Here is a 24,695-nt window from a genome sequence, read left to right as displayed (position 1 = left end):
CAGCGGCTGGAAAAGGCCGGCCGAACGGCCGGGGAAGAGCGAGGAAACGAATACCCGCGACCATAGTCCGGTTCGGAAGCACGAATTCCGTTCGTTCGCTGTGCGCGCTTTTCGCTGGAAGCGGAGAACCGATCGTTTCGTTTTCACGCCGGGGCGGCGGTCTCATTCGCGAGGCGTGGATGTTTCGCCCTCGTCGCGCGACGCCCGAGGGCGGACACGATCCCGCCGCACGTGATGCTCACCACGCCGTCTCCACCCCTTCCCTCAGACCCGCGCCACGGACCGGATTCCAACGGCCCGCCCGTGCCGCGGGGGCGTCGCCACCGGCCGGTCGGCGCCGGGTCCGGGCATCGGACATGTTTACTCCCTTCCACAGCGGAGAAAGGGACTGCGTGGGCTAAATTCCACAAAACGGGAGGAACTACACCATGGGTGCCGACGACAAGCTTTCCAACAAGGCGCAAGAGGCCAAGGGCAAGATCAAGGAAGGCGTGGGCCGCGCCACCGGCGACGAGCGCCTTGAGGCCAGCGGCAAGGACGACCAGGCCGGAAGCCGCTTCAAGCAGGCCGGAGAGAAGGCGAAGGACAGCGCGAAGAAGGTCAAGGACGCCTTCAAGAGCTGACCCACGATCGCCCCGTGGCGGGGGTCCCGGCGTTCCGGGACCCCCGCCGCCATGTCCGGTCCCGTTTCGAGGGGGACGAACCGGGCCTTTAGGAGACGGGGCCGACCTCCGGCTCCGGGGACCCGGACCCGTCCCTGCCCTCCACCTCGTCCTTCGCGTCCTCGACGCCCCGCTCGGCCTGGCTCGCCCCCGCTGAACCTTCTTCTCCCGGGGTACGGCGCACATCGTCCGGGTCCGCCAGAAGCGGCCGCTCGGGGAAGGTGGTGTCCGCTCCCGACCGTTCCGCCACGATCCTGCTCTCGCCGTCGGCGCCTCGTGGACCGGCGGGAGGCAGGCCCTCTTCCGAGACGTCGCGCTCCACCGTGTTCTCGTTCACCTCAGGGTTGTCGGTCATGCCAAACCTCTCCCCTGGCCGGGTCCGAATATGTCGCCGGACAGGACATCGAGCCGGTGAGCGGGGTAGTGGGAACCTCGACGAAGGGAGCAAGGTCATGACAGTCACCCAATTCCGTGATCTGCCGCTGGCCGACCACGACAGGGAGTGGGACAGCGAAGCGGCCGACAGGCGCGTTCGCACGTGGGCCGGCGCGGAGGAGGAGCCCAATGCCCGCTACCGGGAGGCCCACCTCTGGTACGACGGTGACGAGCCGGACAACTTCGGAAGCTACAAGCTTCCCGTCGCCGACGTGATCGGCGGCGAACTCAAGGCGGTTCCGCATGCCGTGCACGCCGCGGCGGCGATCATGAATGGGGCGCGAGGCGGGATCAAGGTGCCGGCGGAGGACGTCGGCAGGATCAAATCCCACCTGGCCAAGTACTACGCGAAGATGGGCGAGACCCCTCCCTGGGAGCACTGACCCTGGGAGCATTGACCCGATCTCGCGCCTCACGTTCGGTTTCGGCCCGGCCCGACGGACACCGCCGCCACTCCGAGTCGGCCCCGGCAGTGCCTTCGACGTACGCGAGGGCGGGTTCGCGGCCCGCTCCGGCCCATGGGCCCATGGTCACCGCGCACGCCCGCCCCTGCCCGGCCTCGCCGGCACCACCGTGACGGCCCGTACGCGCCGCGGCGGGGCATCGGGCCGCGGCGACCGGATCGGGAGCGCGCGTCCGGTTCCGCGCACCGGTGTCCGCCCCGATTCCAGGCGGGTACCGGTGCCGCCCGAACGCCCCGACGGCGTCCGATCCCGCGAAGCCGGAACAGAGCGTGAAATACGAGCCCGGACGCTTGACGAGGCGGTATCCGGGTACAGGGAGCGTCCGCGACCAAGGAGAGAGTGTGACTTCCGAAGAACAGCTGCCCGAAGAGACCTCGGCGACCGGGAAGCCCATGGTCGGTGCGACCCCGCGCGATGTGGTCCACATTCGCCTGGGCTCGTTCGCCCTGGTAGCGGTGATCGCCCTGGGAGCGCTCGGTCTCGTGGCCGGTATCACCTGGCTCACCGTCGTGATGGCCGTACTGGCCGTGGCGGTGGTCGTGGACATCGCCCTCGCGGTGCGCCGCCAGTCGCGCACCGCCCCGAACAGGACGACGGAAGCGGGCTGAGCCGCCGCACGCGATCCGGGGGCCCCGCCACGCCCGACCTCGTGAGGCCGTGCTGACCCATGCGCGGCGACGGCATCGGCCGCGTCCCGGTGACGGCGGACGGCGGCCGCCTCGGCGCAGCCGATGATCAACCGGGCGAACGGGCACAGCTGAAATCACCCTCCGCGTGGCGCGCGGCATTGAGGCCCTGACCGGCAACGGCTGGATTAGCATGGCGTCGCCCACATCGCATGATCAACCTGCGATACGTGGTGCTCTCCCCCCTCACGCCCGGAAAGCCGAGGTCGAGGAGAGACCCATGTCCCGCAGACACGCCATCACCACGGGATGCCTCCTGGTGATCACCGCGCTCACGTCGGCGCCCGTCCCGGCCGTCGCCCAGGTCCGAACCGCGAACGCTCCCGCCGTCCCGGTCGCCTGGAAACCCCCGGCGGGCATGATCGAGGCACTCCAGCGCGACCTGCACCTCACCAAAGAACAGGCCCAGACCCGCCTGCTCAACGAGACCCGCCTGGCGACGGTCGAGGCGGACCTGCGCGGGAGACTCGGTGCGCGCTTCGCCGGCGCCTGGTTCGTCGGAACCGTCGCGCAGCGACTCGTGGTCGCCACCACCTCCGAGGCCGACATCCCCCAGATCGTCGCCACCGGCGCCCGCGCCGAGATCGTGAGCCGCTCCCTGTCGGACCTGGCCGCCATCAAGGAACAGGTGGACAACACGCCGGCCGCCCGCAAGGAGACCGGAGCCGTGCGCTACATCGACGTGCGGAGCAACAAGGTGGTCGTCCTCTCCAAGGACGTCGTGGTAGCCTCGAACGCCCTGGAGGCCTCCGGCGCGGATCCGGTCGCGGTGAAGGTCGAGCCCTCCAACGAGACCCCTCAACTCCTCGACGACCTCGTGGGCGGCAACGCCTACTACATCGGGACCACCGAGCGCTGCTCGATCGGCTTTCCGGTGACCCGCGGAACCCAGAACGGTTTCGTCAGCGCCGGCCACTGCGGCAAGCGGGGCGACACCACGAGCGGCTCCAACTGGACCGCCCAGGGTGTCTTCCAGGGATCGAGCTTCCCCGACAGCGACTACGCCTGGGTCTCCGTCAACGCCAACTGGACCCCCAAGCCCGCGGTGAACAACGGCTCCGGGGGCACCGTGCCCGTCGCCGGCGCCAGGCCGGCCATCGAGGGCGCCTCGGTCTGCCGGTCCGGCTCCACCACCGGCTGGCACTGCGGCACCATCCAGCAGCGCGACACCAGCGTCACCTACCCCCAGGGCACCGTCTACCAGTTGGCCCGCACCAGTGTCTGTGCCGAGCCGGGCGACTCGGGTGGCTCGTTCATCTCCGTGGACCAGGCCCAGGGAGTCACCTCCGGCGGCTCCGGCAACTGCACCGCCGGGGGCGTCACCTACTTCCAGCCGCTCGACGAGATCCTCTCCGCCTACGGCCTGACCCTGATGACCGTGGGCGCCACCACCACCCCTCCCGGCACCACCCCGCCGAGTACGATTCCGCCGGGCTCATCCCCCTGCAACGGCTACCCGAAGACCGTCGCCGGCAAGCTGAACGACGGCCAGTCCGTCTACCAGCCGAACAACAGGTACTACCAGACGGCGGCCCCCGGCCAGCAGTCCGCCTGCCTGGACAGCGATGACAACGTCGACTTCGACCTCTTCCTCCAGAAATGGAATGGCACGAGCTGGGTCACCGTCGCCACCTCCGACAGCCCCGGCCCCGACGAGCAGGTCGGCTACACCGGCACGCGCGGCTACTACCGCTACCGCGTGACCTCCGCGAGCGGCTCCGGCTCCTACACCCTGAAGTACAAGACGCCCTAGAGTCCGTGCGGTGGACGCCCCGTCGCGACGGGGCGTCCACCCGGTGTCCCGCTTCCCGGGAAACCCCACCTCACGGATGACCCGACCTCACCGATGACCCGCGAAGGCCTTCCCCCGAGGAGGAAACGATCGCCTGAACCCGTGTCCGGCGGTCGTCACCTCGGCGCAGCCGACGATCAACCGGGCGAACGGGCCACGAGCGGAACACAGCGACAGACCTCGGCCGAAATCACCCTCCGCGTGGCGCGCGGCATTGAGGCCCTGACCGGCAACGGCTGGATTAGCATGGCGTCGCCCACATCGCATGATCAACCTGCGATACGTGTTGCTCTCCCCCTCACGCCCGGAAAGCCGAGGTCGAGGAGAGACCCATGTCCCGCAGACACGCCATCACCACGGGATGCGTCCTAGTCATCGCCGCGCTCACGTCGGCCCCCGTCCCGGTCGCCGCCCAGCCCCGGAAGGCGAACACCTCGGCCGCCTGGAAACCACCGGCGGGCATGATCGAGGCACTCCAGCGCGACCTGCACCTCACCAGGGAACAGGCCCAGACCCGCCTGCTCAACGAGACCCGCCTGGCGACGGTCGAGGCGGACCTGCGCGGGAAGCTCGGTGCGCGCTTCGCCGGTTCCTGGTTCGTCGGAACCGTCGCGCAGCGACTCGTGGTCGCCACCACCTCCGAGGCCGACATCCCCCAGATCGTCGCCACCGGCGCCCGCGCCGAGATCGTGAGCCGCTCCCTGTCGGACCTGGCCGCCATCAAGGAACAGGTGGACAGCACTCTGGCCGCTCGCGAGAGTACGGGAGCCGTGCGCTACGTCGACGTGCGGACCAACAAGGTGGTCGTCCTCTCCAAGGAGGTGACGGTGGCCACAGACGTCCTGGAGAACTCCGGCGCGGATCCGGTCGCGGTGAAGGTCGAACCCTCCAACGAGACTCCCCGCCTGCTCGACGACCTCGTGGGCGGCAGCGCCTACTACATCGGGACCACCGAGCGCTGCTCGATCGGCTTCTCGGTGACCCGTAGCCCCCAGAACGGTTTCGTCAGCGCCGGCCACTGCGGCAAGCAGGGCGACACCACGAGCGGCTCCAACCGACTCCCTCAGGGCGTCTTCCAGGGGTCCGTCTTCCCTGGCAGCGACTACTCCTGGGTCTCGGTGAACGCCAACTGGACACCCACCCCCACGGTGAACAACGGCACCGGGAACACCGTGCCCGTCGCCGGCGCCAGGCCGGCCATCGAGGGCGCCTCGGTCTGCCGGTCCGGCTCCACCACCGGCTGGCACTGCGGCACCATCCAGCAGCGCGACACCAGCATCACCTACCCCCAGGGCACCGTCTACGGGCTGGTACGCACGGACGTCTGTGCCGAGCCGGGCGACTCGGGCGGCTCGTTCATCTCCGTGGACCAGGCCCAGGGAGTCACCTCCGGCGGCTCCGGCAACTGCCTGGCGGGCGGTGTCACCTACTTCCAGCCGGTCAACGAGATCCTCTCCGCCTACGGCCTGACCCTGACGACCTCCGGCGCCACCCCACCGGCCACCAACCCGCCGGGCACGTCCCCCTGCAGCGGCTACCCGAAGACGGTCACCGGCAAGCTGAACGACGGCCAGTCCGTCTACCAGCCGAACAACAGGTACTACCAGACGGCGGCCCCCGGCCGGCAGTCCGCCTGCCTGGACAGCGATGACAACGTCGACTTCGACCTCTTCCTCCAGAAATGGAATGGCACGAGCTGGGTCACCGTCGCCACCTCCGACAGCCCCGGCCCCGACGAGCAGGTCGGCTACACCGGCACGCGCGGCTACTACCGCTACCGCGTGACCTCCGCGAGCGGCTCCGGCTCCTACACCCTGAAGTACAAGACGTCGTGACGTTCCCCCCGGCGTGAAGCCGTACCGCCTTCGCGGCACCTCAGAGGTCCCCGCGTAGCGGGCGGTCCGGCCGGGGGACGCCCCGTCGCGACGGGGCGTCCCCCGGCCGGACCGCTCCCCAGGGGGCACCTCACGAATGCCCCACACCTCCCTCTCCTCCGTGTTACCAAAGCGTTTCTCAAGGGGACTGAACTTTTTTCACACCTTACATTATCCTCCGTTGCACCCCCCGACAGGAGGAAGAAATGATCAGGAGAGTCACAGGGGCCGCGACGGGTATGGCACTGCTGGCCGGGCTTGTCGCATGCGGCGGCGGCAACGGGACGGCCTCGGAGGCCACGACACTGACCTACTGGATGTTCCAGGACCGCACCCCTCAGGCGGGGGAGGTCGTCGAGAAGCTGCGCACCGACTTCGAGAAGGCCAACAACGTCACCGTCAAGATCGTCAAGATCCCCAAGGACGACTACAACACCAAGCTGGGCAGCACCGTCGCCGCCGGCACCGTCCCAGACGTCGGCATCCTGGACCAGCCGCTGGTGGCCAGGTACGCACTCGACGGCACCATCAGCGAGATGCCCGCCGGCACCGTCGACGAGAAGGCGTACTACCCGGGCGCCCTGAACACCAACAAGGTGAGCGGCAAGATCTACGGCCTGCCGCTGGACCACACCGCGGTGGCGCTCTTCTACAACAAGAAGCTGGTGCCGACGCCGCCGAAGACCTGGGACGAACTCAAGCAGACGGCCGCGAAGGTCCACCAGGACGACCCGAAGATCGCGGGCATGGTGGTGCCCAAGGGCGACGGCTACGGCGGCTGGATGTGGCCGGGCTTCCTCGCGGGCGCCGGCGGCTCCCTCGTCGACGAGAAGGACAAGAAGATCCTGTTCGACCAGCAGCCCGGTGTCGACGCGCTCCAGCTCTGGGTGGACCTGCTGCCGTCCTCCCCCAGGGCGATCACCGACTCGGACAAGGCCTTCGAGAACGGCCTGGCCGGCATGATGCTCTCCGGCCCGTGGGACGTGGCCAACATCAAGGAGCAGTTCCCCGACCTGGAGTTCGGCACCGCCCCGCTGCCGTACAAGACCGAGCCCGCCGGCAACATCGGCGGTGAGAACGCGGTGGTCTTCAGCAAGGGCAAGAACGCCGAGCTGGCGTGGAAGTGGCTCACCTACCTGACCAACGCCGACAACAACACCGCGCTGGCGCAGGCGCTGGGGGGCTTCCCGACCAACGTGGCGGCGGCGGAGAGGGACGCGGCCACCTTCGGGCCCGACCAGGCGGCCTTCCTCGAGCAGCTCAAGGTCGCCCATGCCAGGCCGGCCCTGCCGGAGTGGATCCAGATCAACGACGAGATCATCGCCCCCGCGATCGAGTCCGCGCTGAGCGGCAAGGCCACCTCCCAGCAGGCGCTGACCGAGGCGGCGACCAAGACCCGCGCGCTGCTCGGCTGGAACGGCTAACGCGAAAGCGAGGCAAACGTGGCATCTCCGGTGCTGGCTGACAAGCCCGCCGTGACGCCCCTCCCCGGGCGGCGCCGCCGCCCGGGTTTCGGGCGGCGCGACCACGTCATCGGGTGGCTCCTGATCGCCCCCGCGGTGGTCTATTTCGTGATCTTCCTGCTCTACCCCGCGCTGGCCGCGCTGTACTACAGCTTCACCGACTGGAACCTGCGGTCGGCGCCCAACTGGGTGGGGCCGGCCAACTACTCCGACCTGCTCTTCGACGACGTACGGTATCCGCACTTCTGGAAGTCGATCCGGGTCACCCTGCAGTACACGCTGATCGCCGTACCGCTGACGCTGGCCACCGCGCTCGCCCAGGCACTACTGATCAACACGATCCGCCGTGGTTCCAACGTCTTCCGGCTGCTACTGTTCCTGCCGGTCGTGACCGCCGAGGCCGCGGTGGGCGCCATCTGGCGCTGGCTGTACGACCCGCAGTACGGGCTGGTCAACAGCCTTCTCGGCCTGTTCGGCGTCCCCGGGCAGAACTGGCTCAACACCCCCGAGCTGGTCATCCCGGCCCTGTCGTTCATCGCCGCCTGGCAGTGCGGCATCTCAATGATCATCTATCTCGCCGGGCTCAAGGGCATCCCCGACTCGATCCGCGAGGCCGCGATCATCGACGGCGCCGGCCCCGTCCAGCGATTCTGGAAGGTCGTCGTGCCGATGCTGCGTCCCACCACCTTCTATCTGCTGGTCACCGGCGTGATCGCGGCGCTGCAGGTCTTCGGCCTGGTGTACGTGATCTTCTCGGGCGGCGGCGGCAGGAGCGTCACCGGCGGCCCCGAGCAGTCGGGCCTGACCTACGTCCTGCACCTGTACCTGTTCGCGTTCCGCTACGACGCGATGGGCGCGGCCTGCGCGATGTCGTTCATCCTGTTCCTCTTCATCATGATCATCACTGCGCTGCAGTTCAAGTTCGTCAGGCAGGAGGCGTCGTGAGGACGGCCGGTAAAGCGCGGCTCGCGCCCGTCTACATCGCCCTGGTGCTGCTGGCGGCCATATCGGTGATCCCGTTCCTGTGGATGCTGGCGACCTCCTTCAAGCACGGCCCGGACGTCTACACCAAGGTGCCCAGCCTGCTCCCGCTGGACCGCAAGACCGGTGAGTGGTCGGCCACGCTGGAGAACTACGAACACGTCCTGCAGGTCGGCGGGCTGGGCCAGGCGTTCCTCAACAGCGTCTGGGTCTGCCTGATACTGGTTCCCGGCAAGCTCCTGGTGGACGCGCTGGCCGCCTACGCCTTCGCCAGGATCCCCTTTCCCGGCCGGGACAAGCTGTTCGTCGTGCTGCTCGCGGGCATGATGGTCCCCACGATCACCCTGCTGGTGCCACGCATCCACGTCACCCAGGCGCTCGGCATGTTCGACTCCGGATGGGGCCTGATCCTGCCCAATGTCGCCTCGGTCCTGGACATCTTCCTGCTGCGCCAGTTCTTCATGTCGCTGCCCGGCGAGCTGGAGGAGGCGGCGCGCATCGACGGCGCCGGACGAATGCAGATCTTCTGGCGCATCATCGTCCCACTGTCGAAGCCGGTGCTCGCGGTCGTGACGATCACCAGCTTCATCTTCCACTGGAACGACCTGGTCTGGCCCCTGGTGGTGCTCAACGACCCCGAGCTCTACACGCTGCCGCTGGCCCTGCAGCAGCTGGCCAGCAGCGAGTCCGGACGGGCGTACTACATCATGGCCGGCGCCGCCCTGGCGGTCATCCCGGTCATCGTGGTCCTGCTGATCTTCCAGCGCCGCATCATGCAGGGGATCGCGTTCACCGGGCTCAAGAGCTGACCGTGCACTCAGCGCGGATCCGGCCCGGGCGGCCACGGTCACCGATCATCGGAAGGGGGTCCGCGGCGGTGGAACGACCAGCCATGTCATCGGCGTCGCCGGGGCCGGACGGGAGCGGGGCGCCGCATGACCGCGAGGACATGCGCCGGCTCGTGACCGAGCTCGTCCTGCCGCTGCTCCCCCGGCTCAGTCCGGGCCGGGCGCGGCTTCGGCTCGGGAGCAACACGGCCCACTACGGCGACGCGGCCGCCGAGCTGGAGGCGTTCGCCCGCCCGCTGTGGGGACTGGCGCCGCTGGCGGCCGGAGGTGGGTCCTTCGAGCACTGGGAGCTCTGGCGCCGGGGTCTCGCCGCCGGGACGAACCCCGGGCACGAGGAGTTCTGGGGGGCGGTGACCGACGTCGACCAGCGGCTGGTGGAGACCGCCGCGATCGGCCTGGCACTGGCCCTCGCGCCCGAGGCCGTGTGGGACCCGCTGAGCGGCCGGGAACGCGACGACCTCGCGGCCTGGCTGCTCCACTCGATGAGCGTCGAGGCCGTCGACAACAACTGGCGGTTCTTCCCCGTCATGGTGGGGCTCGGCCTGGACCGCGTCGGGGTGCGCTTCGACCCCGGGCCCAACCTCGCCCGCCTGGAGCGGCTGGAGTCCTTCGCGCTGGGCGGCGGCTGGTACAGCGACGGCCCCACCGCCCAGCGCGACTACTACGTCCCCTTCGCGATGCACTACTACGGCCTGCTCTACGCCACCCTGGCCGCCGACCGCGATCTGGGCCGCGCCGGGCGCCTGCGTGAGCGGGCGGCGGCCTTCGCGCTGGACTTCCAGCACTGGTTCACCTCCGACGGAGCCGCCGTGCCCTTCGGCCGGAGCCTGACCTACCGCTTCGCACAGGGAGCCTTCTGGGGTGCCCTCGCCTTCGCCGGAGTCGAGGCCCTGCCGTGGGGTGAGGTGAAGGGCCAGCTGATGCGGCATCTGCGCTGGTGGTCCGGGCGGCCGATCCGCGACTCCGCCGGCCTGCTCACTCTGGGATACGGCTACGCCCAGCCCGCTCTCGCCGAGCAGTACAACGCCCCAGGCTCCCCGTACTGGGCGCTGAAGGCGTTCCTGCCGCTGGCACTCGCCGCCGAGCATCCCTTCTGGACGGCGGGGGAACGGGCGGCGCGGGAGCTCGCCGCGACCAGTGTCCAACCGGAGGCGGGGGTCGCGCTGATGCGGTGCGAGCGAGGGCGGCAGGTCGTCATGCTGAGCGCGGGGCAGCACCACACGTGGGTGCGGCACGGCGCGGCGAAGTACGCCAAGTTCGCCTACTCGACGGCCTTCGGGTTCAGCGTGCCGGGCGGCTCGTGGGGGCTGGAGCAGGGTGCCTTCGACAGCACCCTGGCGGTGAGCGACGACGGGACGCACTGGCGGCCCTGCGAGGTGCCCGATTGCCTCTCCTCACGCGGCGGCCTGCTGCACGCCCGCTGGACGCCATGGCCGGACGTGGAGGTCGACACCTGGCTGCTCCCGCGTCCTCCGTGGCACATACGGGTGCACCGGCTGCGGTCGGGGCGCGGGCTGTCGTCGGCCGAGGGGGCGTTCGCCGTCGACCGAGATCCCGCCGCGTACCGCGCGGCCGAGGGCCCCGGCCACGCCCGCCTCGACTCCCCCGCCGGGCTGTGCGTGATCGAGGACCTCTGCGGGGCCCGGAGCGGGGAGCTGGTCCTCCCCCTGCCGGGTACCAACGTCATCGTGCCGCGTACGGTCATTCCCACGCTGCGCGGCGAGCACGAGCCGGGCGAGCACTGGCTGGCCTGCGCGGTCCTCGGCCTCTCCGGTCCGTGCTCTTCCACCCCCGCCCCCTCCGGCACCGGGCCGGCCTCGGGCTGGCCGGAACCGCCCGGCCTGGAGGAGATCTCGGCGCTTCTCCCCGGCGGCCACCCCTTCGGGGACCGCTGACGACATCGCGCGGCACGGCGGCACGGCCGGGAGCACGCGGTCTCCGGCCCGGTCGCGGAACGCCATGGCGGGTGGCCGGCCGACCAAGGAGGGAAATGTGTCGAAATCGCCCATAATGGGAACTTTCCCTCTAGAAGCACCATCACTTTCCTGAGCATCCCACCGGACATGGCACCGCGATGCCCGAGGGCCGGAACAGAGCGCCACACCGTCGTGACTCACCGATACCGCCCACCCCCTGAACATCACACAAGTCTGTAGATCCACAGATAAATGTTGAAAGGGGACGGGGATGACTGGTCTGGCGACCGAGAACACGCTGATCCGGAACGCCTCGGACGTGGAGGCCTTCGCACGGCAGTGCTTTCTCGCCTCCCCCGGCGAGCAGGTGGGGGTCGAGCTGGAGTTCCTGGTCTTCGACCGCACGGCTCCCGCCCGCCAGGTTCCGTGGACCAGGATCGCCGAAGTCCTGCCGCCGCTACCCGGCGGGAGCGTGGTGACCTTCGAGCCTGGCGGCCAGCTGGAGCTCTCCGGGCCGCCGGGCCCGCTGCCCGACGCGATCACCCGCCTCACCGCCGATGTGGACGCCGCGCGCGGAGCGCTGCGGGACGCCGGCCTGGTGCTCGCCGGGGTGGGACTCGACCCGCTGCGGCCGGCGTGGCGGCAGCTGCGCCTGCCCCGGTACGAGGCGATGGCGGAGTTCCTCGGCAGGCCGTACGGGGCGCTGATGATGTGCTCGACGGCCTCGATCCAGGTCAACCTGGACCTGGGCACCAGACCCGCGACCAGGTGGGACCGCACCCACCTGCTGGGTCCCGTCCTGGTGGCGGCCTTCGCCAACTCGCCGCTCAGCGGGAGCCGGCCATGCGGGTGGATGTCGGGCCGCCAGGCGGTGTGGGATCGTCTCGACCGCACCCGGACGGCCGCTGTCCCCGCCGGCGGCGACCCCGCCGCCGACTGGGCCGAGTACCTGCTCGACGCCCGCCTCATGGCCGTGCGCGAGGCCACCGGGAGCCCGGGGAACCCGGAGAGTTCCGAGGACGCACGGTATCGCCCGGTCCGTGATGGCTCGACCTTCCGCGACCGGCTGGCCGCGTCCGCGCGGCCGCCGACCCTGGCGGATCTGACCTACCACGCCACGACGCTCTTCCCGCCCGTACGGCCACGCGGCTGGCTGGAGATCCGCTACCTCGACGCCCAGCATCCGGCGAGCTGGCCGGTGTGCGCGGCGGTGACCCACGCCCTGGTGACGGACGACCGCGCGGCCGACGCGGCGCTGGCCGCGGCCGAGCCGTGCGCGGGAATGTGGCAGCGGGCGGCACGCCGCGGCCTGGCCGACCCCCTGCTGCGCAGGGCCGCCGAGTCCTGTTTCCGCGCCGCCCTCGCGGCGCTGCCGAGGCTGGGGGCGACACCGGCCCTGGTCTGCGAGGTCGCCGCGTTCGCCAACCGCCACGTGAGCCCCGGCCGCTCCCCGGCCGCCGACCTGCTGAACCTGGCCGGCGGGCCGGAACGGCGCCTGCCCGACTGGCTGGCCCAGGAAGGACGGATCTGACGCCCTCACCAAGGCCGGCCCGGGACCTGCCCGGGGCCGGGGAGCGGAATCTCCAGCACGGAGGTATCTGATGAGCGACCTCAAGGAACGGATCGCCGCCGGGCTGACCGCCGCGCGGAGCCGGTCCACCGCCTACACCGACGCCGAGGAGGACCTGCTGGTCAGGCAGCACTCGCCGCTGATGTCGCCGCTGGTGTGGGATCTGGCGCACGTCGGCAACTACGAGGAGCTGTGGGTGCTGCGGCAGGCCTGCGGGATCACCCCGCTCCGCCCGGAGATCGACGACCTGTACGACGCGTTCCGGCATCCGCGCGCAAGCCGCACGACCCTGCCCATCCTGGGGCCGGCGGAGGCGCGCCGCTACATCGAGGGCGTGCGCGGCCGGGTGCTGGACGCCCTGGACGCGATCGACCCGTACGGCCCCGACCCCCTGCACCGTGGCGGTTTCGTCTTCGGCCTGGTGATCCAGCACGAGCATCAGCACGACGAGACGATGCTCGCCACCCTGCAGCTGTCCGGCACGCCCGGCCTGGTCCGCGACGGCGAACTGCCGCCCGGCCGGCCCTCGGGTGCCGACGAGGTGTTCGTTCCCGCGGGTCCCTTCACAATGGGCACCGACACCCTGCCGTGGGCCTACGACAACGAACGCCCCGCCCACCGGATCGACCTGCCCGGCTACTGGATCGACAGGTTCCCCGTCGGCAACCGCGCCTACGCGGACTTCGTCGCCGACGGCGGCTACGACGACCCCCGCTGGTGGTCCCCGCAGGGCCGGCTCTGGCTGCAGCGGAGCCGCGCCTTCGCCCCGCTGTTCTGGATCTCCGACGGCGGCGCCTGGTGGCGCACCCGCTTCGGCCGGACCGAGCCCCTTCCCATGGACGAGCCCGTCCAGCACGTGTGCTGGTACGAGGCCGACGCCTACGCCCGGTGGGCCGGCAGGCGGCTGCCCACCGAGGCCGAGTGGGAGAAGGCCTGCGGCTGGGACCCCAAGGCCGGGCGGGCACGGAGATATTCGTGGGGGGACGACGATCCCGGGCCCGCCACGGCGAACCTCGGGCACCGGGCGGCACGGCCCGCACCGCTCGGCGCCTTCCCCGCGGGCGCGGGCGCCTACGGCGTCGAGCAGATGATCGGGGACGTGTGGGAGTGGACCGGCTCGTGGTTCCTGCCCCACCCCGGCTTCCGTAGCTTCCCCTACCCCGAGTACAGCGAGGTGTTCTTCGACTCTCGGTACCGGGTGCTGCGCGGCGGATCCTGGGCGTCCGACCCGGCCGTGGTCCGCACCACGTTCAGGAACTGGGACCGTCCTGCCCGCAGGCAGATCTTCTCCGGCTTCCGGTGTGCCCGCTCGGCCTCCCCCGAGGACTCGCCGGAGGAATCCCCGGGCCATTCACCGGAGCACTTCTCCGGGCGCTCACCGGGGCAGCGGTAGATGTGCCGCCACGCGGCCTGGCTGGGCGCCCCCCGTCCGCTGGCCTCACTGATCCACGAGCCCGGCCACGGCCTGCTCCGGCAGGCCCACGCCCCGCGCCTGCAGCGCTACGGCACCGTCAACGCCGACGGCTTCGGCATGGGCTGGTACGACGTCTGCCGCGCCGAACCGGTCCGCTACCGCCGTACGATCCCCATCTGGGCGGACGCCAACCTGACGGATATCGCCCGGGTCGCCCGCTCCGGCTGCCTGCTGGCCGCCGTACGGTCGGCCACCGCCGGGATGCCGATCGAGGAGAGCGCGACCGCGCCCTTCGCCGACGGGCCGTGGCTGCTCAGCCACAACGGCCGCGTGGCGCGGGAGGCGGTCAGGGAACTCGCCGAGGACGCGGAGAGCTCCTGCGACTCGGCGTGGCTCGCCGCCGCGGTGTTCACCCGGCGGCGCATGGGCGACCCGCTCGGCGAGGCCCTGGTGGAGGTCGTCACCCACGCCGGGGTGAAGGATCCCGACGCCCGGCTGAACCTGCTCGCCTGCGACGGCCGGTCGATCGCCGCGACCGCCTGGGGCGACACGCTCTTCCTCCACCTCGGGGACCACCCGCGCGACGGCGTGCTCATGGCGAGCGAACCGCTGGACGACCGGCCCGGCTGGCAGGCCGTACCGGATCGGACCCTGGTCCTCGCCGCCGCGGACGGCGTGCACGTCCAGCCGCTGTGACCAGGCAGCGGCGGCACCGCGGCAGCACCGCGGCAGCACTATGGCAGCACTGTGACGGAGAGGAGCCGGACCGCAGGAGAACACAGCACCCCGGTCACGGACCGGCGAGCGGGACCCGTGACCCACGGACCCAGGAGGCCTCGTGTCAGTCAGCCAGTCAGCCGTACACCTGGTGGACCATCTCGGCCGTGACCATCTTCACCAGGCACTCGAACACGACGTCCGCACCGGGCTGACGTCGACGCCCAAGTGGCTGCCGCCCAAGTGGTTCTACGACGAGGCCGGCAGCGAGCTGTTCTCCCGGATCACCCGGCTGCCCGAGTACTACCCCACCCGCCGCGAGCTGGCCATCCTGCGCCGGCACTCCCTCGACATCGCCACGCGCTCCGGCGCCGACACCCTGGTCGAGCTCGGCTCGGGGACCAGCGAGAAGACCGTGCTGCTGCTCGACGCCCTCTCCGCTACGGGAACGCTGCGCGTCTACACCCCGGTGGACGTCGACGCGGCGACCCTGGCCGACGCCGCGCACTGGCTCGCCTGGCGCTACCGCGGCCTGACCGTCCGGGCGATCTGCGCCGACTTCGAGGCGCACCTGGCGCTGCTGCCCCGTACCGGACGGCGGTTGGTGGCCTTTCTCGGCGGCACCGTCGGCAACCTCGCCCCGGCGGCACGCGAGGTCTTCCTGAAGGAGCTGCGCGCCACGCTACGCCCCGGCGACACCTTCCTGCTCGGCGCGGACCTGGTCAAGGACACCGACCGGCTGGTCGCGGCCTACGACGACGGGAGCGGGGTGACCGCCGCCTTCAACCGGAACGTCCTGCACGTGATCAACAGGGAGCTGGGCGCCGACTTCGACCCGGACGCCTTCGAGCACGTCGCACTGTACGACGCGCGGCACGAGTGGATCGAGATGCGGCTGCGCGCGAGCCGCGCCATGCGCGTGCGGATTCCCGATCTCGGCCTGCGGGCCTCCTTCGTGGCCGGGGAGGAGATGCGCACCGAGATCAGCGCCAAGTTCCGCCCCGAGGGGCTGCGCCGGGAACTCCTCACGGCCGGTTTCGGGACGACCCGCCAGTACATCGACCCCACCGGCGACTTCGTCCTTCTGCTCGCCCACCCGTGATCCGTGGCCGCCGCGATGTGCACATGCCACCTCCTCGCCCGGCGCGGCTCCTGGGACCATCGGGTCACGACGGGGGTCGACGGCACGGGCCCGGCCGTCGTACGCGGTCACGGTCAGGACAGCCGCCCCGAACTTGGGACGGCGAGCCTCCGGAAGAGCGGACGCGGTTCGGGAAGTCCACCGTTCCGGGCCGTGAACCGCGCGGCCGCCGTAGGGATGGTGACCATCAGCCAGGGCATGCCGGCGATGCCCTTCTTGGAGTGGCCGAGGAGAGAAGCCGTGCCGCGGGGTGTGAATCCGCGGGTCAGATGCGCGCGCCGACGTCGGCGCCGTTGGACGGGCGCAGGAAGGAGGAGGACGGGATCGAGCCGTCTGCCGCGCGGGGTCCGGTTATCGTGCTCGGATCGGTGCCGACGAAGGCCCAGGTGCCGCCGAGGTTCCAGGAGTTGCCCGGGCCGGAGGACGACGAGCCGAGCGAGGCCTGCGTCGCGTTCGCCACCGACAGGTTCTTGGTGAGGGTGGAGCTGGAACGGGCGAAGTCGAATCCGGTGCCGCCGTTGCGCCACGCGGTGTTGCGGTCGGCGGTCAGCCGGCCGGGGTTGCCGTTGTCGATGAAGCCGCCGACCGCGTTGTCGAACGCGATGGAGTTGCGGATCAGGTGGTCGGCCTGCGGGTCCGGGTCACCGCCGCCGAGCTTGAAGCCGTTGCCGTCTCCGGTGTAGTCGGGCAGGTTCCACCGGTTGAATCCGTTGCCCCACGCCACCGACGACTCCACGGTGATCGGGGACAGGAACATCCAGAAGTCCAGGCCGTCATCGGAGTTGTTCCACAGCCGGGCGCCGCGCACCACGTTGCCGCTGCCCGAGCCTTCCTTGATGGCCAGGCCGTCGGCGCTCTCGCCGTTCTTGCGCGGGTCGCGGTTGCCGTGGGCGTCCAGGTTGATGATCTGGTTGTTGCCGGAGGCGCCCTGAAGGTGCAGGCCCGACTCGTAGTTGTCCCGGGTGATCAGACGGTCGAAGACGTTGTCGCTGGTGTCCAGGCCGAAGATGCCGTACGGACCGTGGATGATCTCCAGGCCGGTCAGGCGCCACCAGTCGCCCTCGATGTGGATGGCCCCCCGCTCGGGGCGGGGGATGGAGGAGCCGACCGCGCCGGGCGTGTAGGGCATGTTCTCACCGTCGAGGATGACCCTTTCGCCGTTGTGGTTGCGCATCGTGATGGGCCGGCTCGGCGTGCCGTCTTTGAGGATCTGGATGTTGGTGCTCGGCGCGTACGTTCCGCCCCGAATGACGATGGTGTGGCCGGGCTGGGCCAGATCGACCGCCCGCTGGATGGTCTTCAGCGGCGCGCTGAGCGTGCCCGGATCGGCGTCGTTGCCGTTGGTCGCCACGTACAGCTCGTTGGCCGGTTGCGGCTGGCCCCCGGTCTCGACGTCGAGGTAGTCGATGTTGGGCAGCCCGGCGGAGGTGGTCGGGGTGAGCCGGATGGTGTTGCTGCCCGCGTCGACCGGTACGGCCAGGGTGCTGGTGACCCAGGCCGTCCAGGCGCCGGTGCCTCCGAACGACGGGGTCGCCACCGTGGATCCGTTGACGATCAGGCCGGCGGGCCGGGCGGTGGTGGTGCCGTTGGCGAAGCGAATCCCCAATGTCGCGACACCGGCACCGGAGGCGTTCACGGTGAACTGGGCGTAGGCGCCGGTGGCGTTGTCTCCGTTGCAAAAACCGCTGCCGGAGTAGCCGGACCAGTTGGAATCGATGGTGCCGGTGCAGGCCGCGGGCGAGGTCTCGGCCTCATAGCGGATGGGCGCGGCGTGCGCCGCGTTCCCGGACAGCGCGACGAACAGGCCGGCGAGCAGGCCGGCGCACGCGAGGAAAGGCGTCAGGCGCATCGTTGGTCTCCAGGATCGTTGCATCGTCGGACGACGAGTGGAGGCGGGACCGCCACAGGTTGGTCTCTCCGGCGCCTTGGCCCGGCTCCGGCGACGGACACGACGCGAGAAGCCGCCACCGTTGCACGTCTGGGCGGTCGATGTGGTCTCGTGGTCGCGGCCAAGGTCGTCTTTCGGGAACGCCGGGCAGGCGGGCGGGGACGTGCCCGCCCGCCTGCCCGGGATCTCTAGCGGCGGGTGATGTCGGATTCGGAGTACAGGCAGTGCGTGCCGTCCGGGCCCTCACCGATCTTGGTGGGCTCACTGCCCTTCGGCACACCCTTGTAGCGCTCGCAGATGGTGGCGCTGCCGTAGACGGTGATCCGGCCGAAGCGCGCTGTGTCGCCCCAGTTGGAGTTGATCCCGGCCAGCACCTTGGTGGAGCGGGCGGTGACACCGTCCATCACCACGTGGCGCGTGTAGGAGGTGGAGCAGTTGCCACAGGCCCGGTACAGCTTGCCGGAGCTGTGCACCTGGAAGTTCCTGATCGTGAGCGTGCCGGCGCCGTTGTGCTGGAAGACCTTGTCGGCGCCGGACTTGGCGCCGCCGCCGTCCACCAGGTAGGTGGCCGAGGAGCTGGAGGACTTGAACGTCGCGGCGTCCTCGCCGACGTCGTTCCACCACACGTTGCGGATGGTGCAGGAGCCCTCGCAGTGGATGCCGTCACCGGCCGGGGCGTCGAGGATGACGTTCTGGATCGTGCCGCCGTTGGCCACGACGAACATCGGGTCCTGGCTCTCGCCCTGGCCTCCGTCGCCGATGCCGTAGTAGCGCTTCATGCCGCCGTCGAAGAACGTGCCGGCGTTGCGGGTGGTGGTCTGGTGCACGCTGCCGGTGTTCGAGGGCCACGGGCCGCTGCCGTCACCGTTGCCGGAGGGGGGCGGCGTCACGGTCGGGGTGGGCTCCGGGCTGGGGCCGGGCGTGCCGCCTCCGGCGGACTGCAGCGTCCACTGCTTGGTGGCCACCGAGTCGCAGGAGTTCTGCTGCAGCAGGGCGCCGGAGGAGGTGGAGTTGTCCTGGACGTTGAGGCACTTGCCGCCGTTGCCGTTGACCACCCGGTAGTTGGACCCCGAAGCGGTGAGCTGCCAGGTCTGCGACGCGGCCCCGGTGCAGGACTCCTGCTGGACCGCCTTGCCGGCGCTGGTGGAGGCATCCCGTACACCGAGGCACTTGCCGCTGTGCGCCGCCTTGATCTGATAGCCGCTGCCCGAGGAGGTGAGCGTGAAGACCTGCCCGGCGGCGTTGGTGCAGGCACTCTGGGCCAACTGGACGCCGTCGCCGGTGCTCTGTCCCGGCACGGCGGCGCACAGGCCGCTGCCGGCGTTGGCCAGCGTGTAGTTACCGTTGGAGGGGGCTGCCGAGGCTGGGGTGGAGAGCACGGTCACCAGCCCGCTGCCCGTCACGAGAGCGGCGGCCAGCGTGACCACCAGTCTTCGGTCTTTGCGCATCGTAATCTCCAGTTCGGTTGGGGGTGCGAGCGCTTGGCGGGGTCGAAGCGCGTCAGGGGGTGATCTTCTCGGCGGCCGCGCCGACGACAGCCCACGTGCCCTGATCGTCGCCGTCCTCGTCAAGCTCCCTTCGCCAACAGGCCGGCCTGCCGGCCACCATGGAAGAGATCGCTCACCTTCGGCCGGTAAGCGCTTTCCCGACATGTTCGGAGTGAAGCACAAGGCGGACGGAGACGAGAAGCCCCGATGGGCGAAACACCTCGACGGCTCGACATCGGGGCAGGTCAAAGCGATTTTCTGAAGGTCACCCGAGTTGGGGCATCCCTGAAACTTTCATTTGCCGCCGTCAAGGCCCGCCGGTTGAGCCGTTCCGATGACTCCGCCGACGGGACGTCCGCCCCGCAGGCCGGCGCCCCGCCCTGCGCCCGTCCAGGGCCGCTTCCGCCTCGACCTCGCAGGCAGGCAACGGCCGCTCCCGGGGACGGCAGGGCGGGCAGTGCCCTCCCGCGGACGATGTCGCCGCATCCGGCGATCCCCATCTCGGTCCCGGTCCGGACAATGGCGATCTTGAAGGTTCGAGGCGGCGGAGTCTGGAACAGCGCGGCGCCAGGCGCGGAACCGGTCAGGCCAGGGAGCGGACGGAGCGGACCGCCTGCCAGACGGCGGAGTCGACGGCCTCGGGCGAGAGGATGTGATCCAGGACCATGTGGGCGCAGCCGACGATCCCGGCGCCCGGGCCGAGGCGGCTGCGCTCGATGCGCAGGTTACGGGTCGCCAGGGCCGTCGAGCGGCGGTGGATCACCTCGCGGACCCCCGAGACCATCGGCTGGAAGGTCTCCGCCACGTCGCCGCCGAGTACGACCACGGCGGGGTTGAGCAGGTTGACCGCGCTGGCGACGACCTCGCCGAGCATCCGGGCGGCGTTGCGGACCACGGTCATGGTCTCCGCGTCGCCGGCCCGGACCAGGCTCACCACGTCGGCCATGGTCTTGACCTCGTGCCCCCGGGCGCGGAGCTCGCGCAGGATCGCGGTGCCGCTGGCGACCGAGTCGACGCAGTCGATGTTGCCGCAGCGGCAGAGCACTCCCCCGCCGTCGCGGACCGGGATGTGCCCGATCTCCCCGGCGGCGCCCAGTGCCCCCCGCAGGATCTCGCCGCCGGCGATGACACCGGAGCCGATCCGGGTGGAGACCTTGATGAACAGCAGGTCGTCGGCCTCACCCGCGTAGATCGCGCGGTGCTCGCCGATGGCGATGACGTTCACGTCGTTGTCGAGGAGGACGGGAACGGGGAAGCGCTCGGCGATGATCGGCGGGATGGCCACCCCCGTCCAGCTGGCCATGATCCGGGCGCTCTCGGTGCGCCCGGCCGCGAACTCGACGGTGGCCGGGACCCCCAGGCCGACGCCGCGGACCAGGGAGACGGGGCGGTCGCCGAGCAGTTCACTCCAGGTCTGCATGACCAGCGGGAGGACGACGTCAGGGCCCTCCTCCACGTCCACGGACAACTCCGCGCGGGCCACCACCTCGCCCGCCAGGTCACAGACGGCGACCTGCGCGCGGCTCGCGCCCAGCGAGCCGACCAGGACGAGGCCGCCCGAGGCGTTCAGGACCAGCCGGGTGGGCGGACGGCCTCCGGTGGAGGGGCCCTCGCTGTCCTCCACGACGAGGCCCTGCTCCAGCAGCTCGGTGACGCGCAGGGACACGGCCGGCCTGGACAGGCCGGTGACGCGCCCTATGTCGGCGCGCGTGACCGCCTCACCGGAGCGGATGAGGCGCAGCACCTCACCGCTGGTGGCCAGCGCGGCAGCGGGACGTCGAGGCATCGGTTAAGTGAACCACACCTGCTTATGAAATGAAAACGTCGTACTTTCTCATCTCAAATTACAAAACTCGGCTTGTGTAGAGCGCAAGATATGGCTACTGTCCGATCTATCCCCAATTTCGGTAGATCATCACGGAGCGCTCCCCCATGTCCGAGACCCCGCAACCCGCCGACCTCATCGTCTTCGGTGGCACAGGTGACCTCTCCATGCGGAAACTCCTCCCGGCGCTCTACCACTCCGACCGCGCCGGCCTCCTCGCCCCCTCCACCCGCGTCATCGCGATGTCCCGCGGCGGGCTCGACGACGCCGACTTCCGTGGCAAGGTGGACGCGGAGGTGCGCGGCTCGGTGCCGGTGGACGACCCGGGCACCTGGCAGCGTTTCCTCGGCCGCCTGCACCACGTCAGCGTCGACATCGGCGGCCAGGACCCGACCGGGTGGGCGAGGCTCACCGGGCTGCTCGCCGGGTACGAGCACCGCGCCCGGGTCTTCTACCTGGCCAGCCCGCCCATGACGTTCGGCCCGTTCTGCCGGGAGGCACACCGCGCGGGTCTGGTCACCCCCGCCTCACGGGTGGTGCTGGAGAAACCCCTCGGGCGCGACCTGACCAGCGCACTGCGCATCAACGACGAGGTCGGCGCCATCTTCGACGAGCGGCAGGTCTACCGCATCGACCACTACCTGGGCAAGGAGACGGTCCAGAACCTCCTCGTGCTCCGGTTCGCCAACGCGTTCCTGGAGCCGATCTGGAACTCCCTCTGGATCGACCACGTCCAGATCACCGTCGCCGAGACCGTGGGCACCCCCGGCCGGCGCGGCTACTACGACCACGCGGGCGCGCTCCGCGACATGGTGCAGAACCACCTGCTCCAACTGCTCTGCCTGGTCGCGATGGAGCCCCCCTCGCGCAACGACCGCGAGTCGATCCGCGACGAGAAGGTCAAGGTCCTCCAGTCGCTGCGGGCCGTCACCGGCGGCGAGGTCGACCGTTTCACCGTACGCGGCCAGTACACGGCGGGCGAGTCCGGCGGCGCCCGGGTCCCCGGCTACCTCGACGAGCCCGACCGCACCGCCCCCACCGAGGCCTCCCGGCGGGTGGAGACCTTCGCCGCGATCCGCGCCGAGGTGAAGAACTGGCGCTGGGCGGGGGTGCCGTTCTACCTGCGCACCGGCAAGCGGATGCCGTACCGCTGCTCGGAGATCGTCGTGCAGTTCAAGGACGTGCCCCACTCGATCTTCCCGGGCAGCACGCCCAACCGGCTGGTGCTGCGGCTGCAGCCGAGCGAGGGCATCCAGCTGAACATCATGGCCAAGGAGCCCGGCGCCGGCGAGGTCACCCTCAAACCCGTCCCGCTCAGCCTCAGCTTCGCCGAGACCTTCACCGGCCGGGTTCCCGACGCCTACGAGCGACTCCTCATGGACGTCCTGGCGGGCAACCCGACCCTGTTCATGCGGCGCGACGAGGTCGAGGCCGCCTGGCGGTGGATCGATCCGATCATCAGCGAGTGGGAGTCGCGGGGCACGGCCCCCGAGCCGTACCCGGCGGGCAGCGCGGGCCCCGCCTCGGCCCACGAACTCGTCGGCCGCAGCGGCCGCACCTGGCACGGGGAGGGACTGGCGTGAGCGGCCGGGAACAGCACACAGACCGAACCGACCGCGACGCAGGAGACCGGATGCATCCCGTGATCCAAGAAGTGACAGACCGCCTGGTCGAGCGGAGCCGCCCCAGCCGTACCGCGTACCTGGCCCGGCTGCGCTCCGAGGCCGAGGCGGCCCGCCGGCGCGGTCCCGCCAGGGCGAGCCTGGGCTGCGCCAACCTGGCCCACGGTTTCGCCGGCGTGGGAGAGAACGACAAGCGCGACCTGCGGGCAGGCGTCAAGCCCGGCGTGGCGATCGTGTCGAGCTACAACGACATGCTCTCGGCGCACCAGCCCTACGAGACCTACCCGGCGATCCTCAAGGCGGCCGTCAGGAAGGCCGGCGGTGTCGCGCAGTTCGCCGGCGGCGTGCCCGCGATGTGCGACGGCGTCACCCAGGGCCGGGCGGGCATGGAGCTGTCGCTCTACAGCCGCGAGGTCATCGCGATGGCCACCGCGATCGCGCTCTCGCACGACATGTTCGACGCCTCCCTCATGCTCGGCGTCTGCGACAAGATCGTTCCCGGCCTGCTGATCGGGGCGCTGCACTTCGGCCACCTGCCCGCGTTGTTCGTCCCCGCCGGGCCGATGACCTCCGGCCTGCCCAACAAGGTCAAGGCCCGCACCCGGCAGCTGTTCGCCGAGGGCAAGGTCGGCAGGGACGAGCTGCTCGACGCCGAGGCGAAGTCCTACCACTCCCCCGGCACCTGCACCTTCTACGGCACCGCCAACTCCAACCAGGTCATGATCGAGGTCATGGGCCTGCACCTGCCGGGTTCGACCTTCGTCAACCCGCGCACCGAGCTGCGCGAGGCCCTGACGAAGGCGGCGGGCAGGCGGGCGGTGGAGCTGACCGCGCACGGCGACGAGTACACCCCGGTGGGCGAGGTCGTCGACGAGAAGGCGATAGTCAACGCCTGCGTGGCGCTGCTGGCGACCGGCGGCTCGACCAACCACACGATGCACATCGTCGCCATCGCCGCGGCGGCGGGCATCGAACTCCTCTGGGACGACCTGGCCGCGCTGTCGAAGGTCGTGCCGCTGCTGACCCGCATGTACCCCAACGGCCAGGCGGACGTGAACCACTTCCAGGCCGCGGGCGGCATGCAGGTGCTCATCGGCGAACTGCTGGACGCCGGGCTGCTCCACGGCGACGTGCTGACCGTCGCCGGGCGCGGTCTGGACCACTATCGCTCGGCCGCCGAGCTCAAGGACGGCGAGCTGGTCTGGGCGGAGCGCACCGAGGGCAGCACCGACCTGGACGTGCTGCGCCCGGTCTCCGACGCGTTCTCCGCCGACGGCGGCATCCACATGCTCAACGGCAATCTGGGGCGCGCGGTCAGCAAGGTCTCCGCGGTCAAGGACGAGCACCTGGTCATCGAGGCCCCCGCCAAGGTCTTCGACGACCAGCTGGAGCTGCTGCGCGCCTTCGACGCGGGCGAGCTCGACGGGCAGGACTTCGTCGCGGTCATCCGATACCAGGGACCGAGCGCGAACGGCATGCCCGAGCTGCACAAGCTCACCCCGCCGATGGCGGTGCTGCTCGACCGGGGACAGCGGGTGGCGATCGTCACCGACGGCCGCATGTCCGGCGCGTCGGGCAAGGTCCCCGCCGCCATCCACCTGTCGCCGGAGGCCGCCGACGGCGGCCCCATCGCGCTGGTGCTGGACGGCGACCCGATCCGCCTCGACGCCGCCGCCGGCACCCTGGAACTGCTGGTCCCCGCCGACGAGCTGGCCGCCCGGTCCCCGCATGGCGCGCCGCTCACCGACGCCCAGTGGGTGGGCACCGGCCGCGAGCTGTTCGGCTCCTTCCGCCGCGCGGCGGGCCCGGCCGAGCGCGGCGCGGGCATCTTCGCCCTGAACGGCCACGCCGAGGCCGTCGCGAACGGCGGCCGGGCGTGATCGCGCACACCGTCTCCCCGGTACGGCCCG

The 24,695-nt window shown here is 70.7% G+C and carries 19 protein-coding genes; 15 read left to right on the top strand and 4 right to left on the bottom strand.

All coding sequences use genetic code 11. The features are described 5' to 3' along the window. Nucleotides 1-428: 428 nt before the first annotated feature. Nucleotides 429-623: a CsbD family protein gene (locus ACFQVD_RS05490; RefSeq protein WP_030909134.1), complete on the top strand. Its 195-nt coding sequence runs from the start codon at nucleotides 429-431 to the stop codon at nucleotides 621-623. Nucleotides 624-711: 88 nt separating this feature from the next. Here ACFQVD_RS05490 and ACFQVD_RS05485 read toward each other — a convergent pair whose 3' ends face one another. Then, entirely contained in the window at nucleotides 712-1,017 is a 306-nt protein-coding gene (locus ACFQVD_RS05485) for a hypothetical protein (protein ID WP_343963136.1), read from the bottom strand. Between the two features lie 97 nt (nucleotides 1,018-1,114). Between ACFQVD_RS05485 and ACFQVD_RS05480 the strand changes: the two genes are divergently transcribed. The 12 genes from ACFQVD_RS05480 (at nucleotide 1,115) to egtD (ending at nucleotide 15,924) form a co-directional block, all read left to right on the top strand. Then, entirely contained in the window at nucleotides 1,115-1,480 is a 366-nt protein-coding gene (locus ACFQVD_RS05480; protein ID WP_343963137.1) for a hypothetical protein, read from the top strand. A 422-nt stretch (nucleotides 1,481-1,902) separates the two neighbouring features. Next, nucleotides 1,903-2,169 carry a hypothetical protein gene (locus ACFQVD_RS05475; protein WP_343963138.1) on the top strand — a complete coding sequence of 89 codons (267 nt, stop codon included), beginning with the start codon at nucleotides 1,903-1,905 and terminating at the stop codon, nucleotides 2,167-2,169. A gap of 298 nt (nucleotides 2,170-2,467) precedes the next feature. Beyond that, a complete protein-coding gene (locus ACFQVD_RS05470) occupies nucleotides 2,468-4,000 on the top strand; it encodes a S1 family peptidase (RefSeq protein ID WP_343963139.1) in 1,533 nt (510 codons plus the stop codon). A 371-nt stretch (nucleotides 4,001-4,371) separates the two neighbouring features. After that, the gene (locus tag ACFQVD_RS05465) at nucleotides 4,372-5,874 is read left to right on the top strand and encodes a S1 family peptidase (RefSeq protein WP_386270534.1); all 1,503 of its coding nucleotides are present in this window, start codon (nucleotides 4,372-4,374) and stop codon (nucleotides 5,872-5,874) included. Nucleotides 5,875-6,119: 245 nt separating this feature from the next. Next, nucleotides 6,120-7,337 (top strand): ABC transporter substrate-binding protein, encoded by a 1,218-nt coding sequence (locus ACFQVD_RS05460; protein ID WP_343963142.1) that lies wholly within the window; start codon nucleotides 6,120-6,122, stop codon nucleotides 7,335-7,337. Nucleotides 7,338-7,355: 18 nt separating this feature from the next. Then, complete coding sequence (locus ACFQVD_RS05455) at nucleotides 7,356-8,321, top strand: carbohydrate ABC transporter permease (protein WP_343963143.1); 966 nt, start codon at nucleotides 7,356-7,358, stop codon at nucleotides 8,319-8,321. Further along, nucleotides 8,318-9,166 (top strand): carbohydrate ABC transporter permease, encoded by an 849-nt coding sequence (locus ACFQVD_RS05450; RefSeq protein ID WP_343963144.1) that lies wholly within the window; start codon nucleotides 8,318-8,320, stop codon nucleotides 9,164-9,166. The genes ACFQVD_RS05455 and ACFQVD_RS05450 overlap by 4 nt, the downstream gene beginning before the upstream one ends. Before the next feature lie 140 nt (nucleotides 9,167-9,306). Beyond that, on the top strand, nucleotides 9,307-11,100 hold the full coding sequence (locus tag ACFQVD_RS05445; RefSeq protein WP_343963145.1) for a DUF2264 domain-containing protein: 1,794 nt from the start codon (nucleotides 9,307-9,309) through the stop codon (nucleotides 11,098-11,100). Between the two features lie 292 nt (nucleotides 11,101-11,392). Beyond that, nucleotides 11,393-12,652, top strand: coding sequence for an ergothioneine biosynthesis glutamate--cysteine ligase EgtA (gene egtA / locus ACFQVD_RS05440; protein ID WP_364156419.1), 1,260 nt, complete (start codon nucleotides 11,393-11,395; stop codon nucleotides 12,650-12,652). 70 nt (nucleotides 12,653-12,722) lie between these two features. Further along, on the top strand, nucleotides 12,723-14,084 hold the full coding sequence (egtB, locus tag ACFQVD_RS05435) for an ergothioneine biosynthesis protein EgtB (protein ID WP_343978795.1): 1,362 nt from the start codon (nucleotides 12,723-12,725) through the stop codon (nucleotides 14,082-14,084). After that, nucleotides 14,085-14,801 carry an ergothioneine biosynthesis protein EgtC gene (egtC, locus tag ACFQVD_RS05430; RefSeq protein ID WP_343978798.1) on the top strand — a complete coding sequence of 239 codons (717 nt, stop codon included), beginning with the start codon at nucleotides 14,085-14,087 and terminating at the stop codon, nucleotides 14,799-14,801. A gap of 142 nt (nucleotides 14,802-14,943) precedes the next feature. Further along, nucleotides 14,944-15,924, top strand: a complete 981-nt coding sequence (gene egtD, locus ACFQVD_RS05425) for an L-histidine N(alpha)-methyltransferase (RefSeq protein WP_343978801.1) — start codon at nucleotides 14,944-14,946, stop codon at nucleotides 15,922-15,924. 304 nt (nucleotides 15,925-16,228) lie between these two features. On the opposite strand, the gene ACFQVD_RS05420 is transcribed toward egtD, so the two are convergent. The 3 genes from ACFQVD_RS05420 to ACFQVD_RS05410 all read right to left on the bottom strand — a co-directional run bounded on the left by ACFQVD_RS05420 (nucleotide 16,229) and on the right by ACFQVD_RS05410 (nucleotide 21,124). Beyond that, entirely contained in the window at nucleotides 16,229-17,812 is a 1,584-nt protein-coding gene (locus ACFQVD_RS05420; protein ID WP_343978804.1) for a right-handed parallel beta-helix repeat-containing protein, read from the bottom strand. Between the two features lie 227 nt (nucleotides 17,813-18,039). Then, a complete protein-coding gene (locus ACFQVD_RS05415) occupies nucleotides 18,040-19,299 on the bottom strand; it encodes a pectate lyase (RefSeq protein WP_343978807.1) in 1,260 nt (419 codons plus the stop codon). A 622-nt stretch (nucleotides 19,300-19,921) separates the two neighbouring features. Beyond that, complete coding sequence (locus ACFQVD_RS05410) at nucleotides 19,922-21,124, bottom strand: ROK family transcriptional regulator (protein ID WP_343978810.1); 1,203 nt, start codon at nucleotides 21,122-21,124, stop codon at nucleotides 19,922-19,924. A 146-nt stretch (nucleotides 21,125-21,270) separates the two neighbouring features. Here ACFQVD_RS05410 and zwf point away from each other — a divergent pair, with 146 nt between their 5' ends. Together zwf and edd are read left to right on the top strand one after the other, a co-directional pair. Continuing rightward, on the top strand, nucleotides 21,271-22,746 hold the full coding sequence (zwf, locus tag ACFQVD_RS05405) for a glucose-6-phosphate dehydrogenase (protein ID WP_343978813.1): 1,476 nt from the start codon (nucleotides 21,271-21,273) through the stop codon (nucleotides 22,744-22,746). Between the two features lie 50 nt (nucleotides 22,747-22,796). Beyond that, nucleotides 22,797-24,665: a phosphogluconate dehydratase gene (gene edd / locus ACFQVD_RS05400; protein ID WP_343978816.1), complete on the top strand. Its 1,869-nt coding sequence runs from the start codon at nucleotides 22,797-22,799 to the stop codon at nucleotides 24,663-24,665. The last annotated feature ends 30 nt before the right edge of the window (nucleotides 24,666-24,695 follow it).

The sequence above is a fragment of the Streptosporangium amethystogenes subsp. fukuiense genome (assembly GCF_042665875.1).
In the GTDB taxonomy this organism is placed as follows: Bacteria; Actinomycetota; Actinomycetes; order Streptosporangiales; family Streptosporangiaceae; genus Streptosporangium; species Streptosporangium fukuiense.
The sequence above is the reverse complement of the archived record's forward strand: the minus strand, read 5'-3'. Positions and strand labels throughout refer to the sequence as shown.

Excerpts from the sequence above, each read along its gene's own strand:
- ACFQVD_RS05490 (WP_030909134.1), top strand. The coding sequence starts at position 429 with ATGGGTGCCGACGACAAGCTTTCCAACAAGGCGCAAGAGGCCAAGGGC.
- ACFQVD_RS05485 (WP_343963136.1), bottom strand. The coding sequence starts at position 1,017 with ATGACCGACAACCCTGAGGTGAACGAGAACACGGTGGAGCGCGACGTC.
- ACFQVD_RS05480 (WP_343963137.1), top strand. The coding sequence starts at position 1,115 with ATGACAGTCACCCAATTCCGTGATCTGCCGCTGGCCGACCACGACAGG.
- ACFQVD_RS05470 (WP_343963139.1), top strand. The coding sequence starts at position 2,468 with ATGTCCCGCAGACACGCCATCACCACGGGATGCCTCCTGGTGATCACC.
- ACFQVD_RS05465 (WP_386270534.1), top strand. The coding sequence starts at position 4,372 with ATGTCCCGCAGACACGCCATCACCACGGGATGCGTCCTAGTCATCGCC.
- ACFQVD_RS05460 (WP_343963142.1), top strand. The coding sequence starts at position 6,120 with ATGATCAGGAGAGTCACAGGGGCCGCGACGGGTATGGCACTGCTGGCC.
- ACFQVD_RS05445 (WP_343963145.1), top strand. The coding sequence starts at position 9,307 with ATGCGCCGGCTCGTGACCGAGCTCGTCCTGCCGCTGCTCCCCCGGCTC.
- egtA (WP_364156419.1), top strand. The coding sequence starts at position 11,393 with ATGACTGGTCTGGCGACCGAGAACACGCTGATCCGGAACGCCTCGGAC.
- egtB (WP_343978795.1), top strand. The coding sequence starts at position 12,723 with ATGAGCGACCTCAAGGAACGGATCGCCGCCGGGCTGACCGCCGCGCGG.
- egtC (WP_343978798.1), top strand. The coding sequence starts at position 14,085 with ATGTGCCGCCACGCGGCCTGGCTGGGCGCCCCCCGTCCGCTGGCCTCA.
- ACFQVD_RS05420 (WP_343978804.1), bottom strand. The coding sequence starts at position 17,812 with ATGCGCCTGACGCCTTTCCTCGCGTGCGCCGGCCTGCTCGCCGGCCTG.
- ACFQVD_RS05415 (WP_343978807.1), bottom strand. The coding sequence starts at position 19,299 with ATGCGCAAAGACCGAAGACTGGTGGTCACGCTGGCCGCCGCTCTCGTG.
- ACFQVD_RS05410 (WP_343978810.1), bottom strand. The coding sequence starts at position 21,124 with ATGCCTCGACGTCCCGCTGCCGCGCTGGCCACCAGCGGTGAGGTGCTG.
- zwf (WP_343978813.1), top strand. The coding sequence starts at position 21,271 with ATGTCCGAGACCCCGCAACCCGCCGACCTCATCGTCTTCGGTGGCACA.
- edd (WP_343978816.1), top strand. The coding sequence starts at position 22,797 with ATGCATCCCGTGATCCAAGAAGTGACAGACCGCCTGGTCGAGCGGAGC.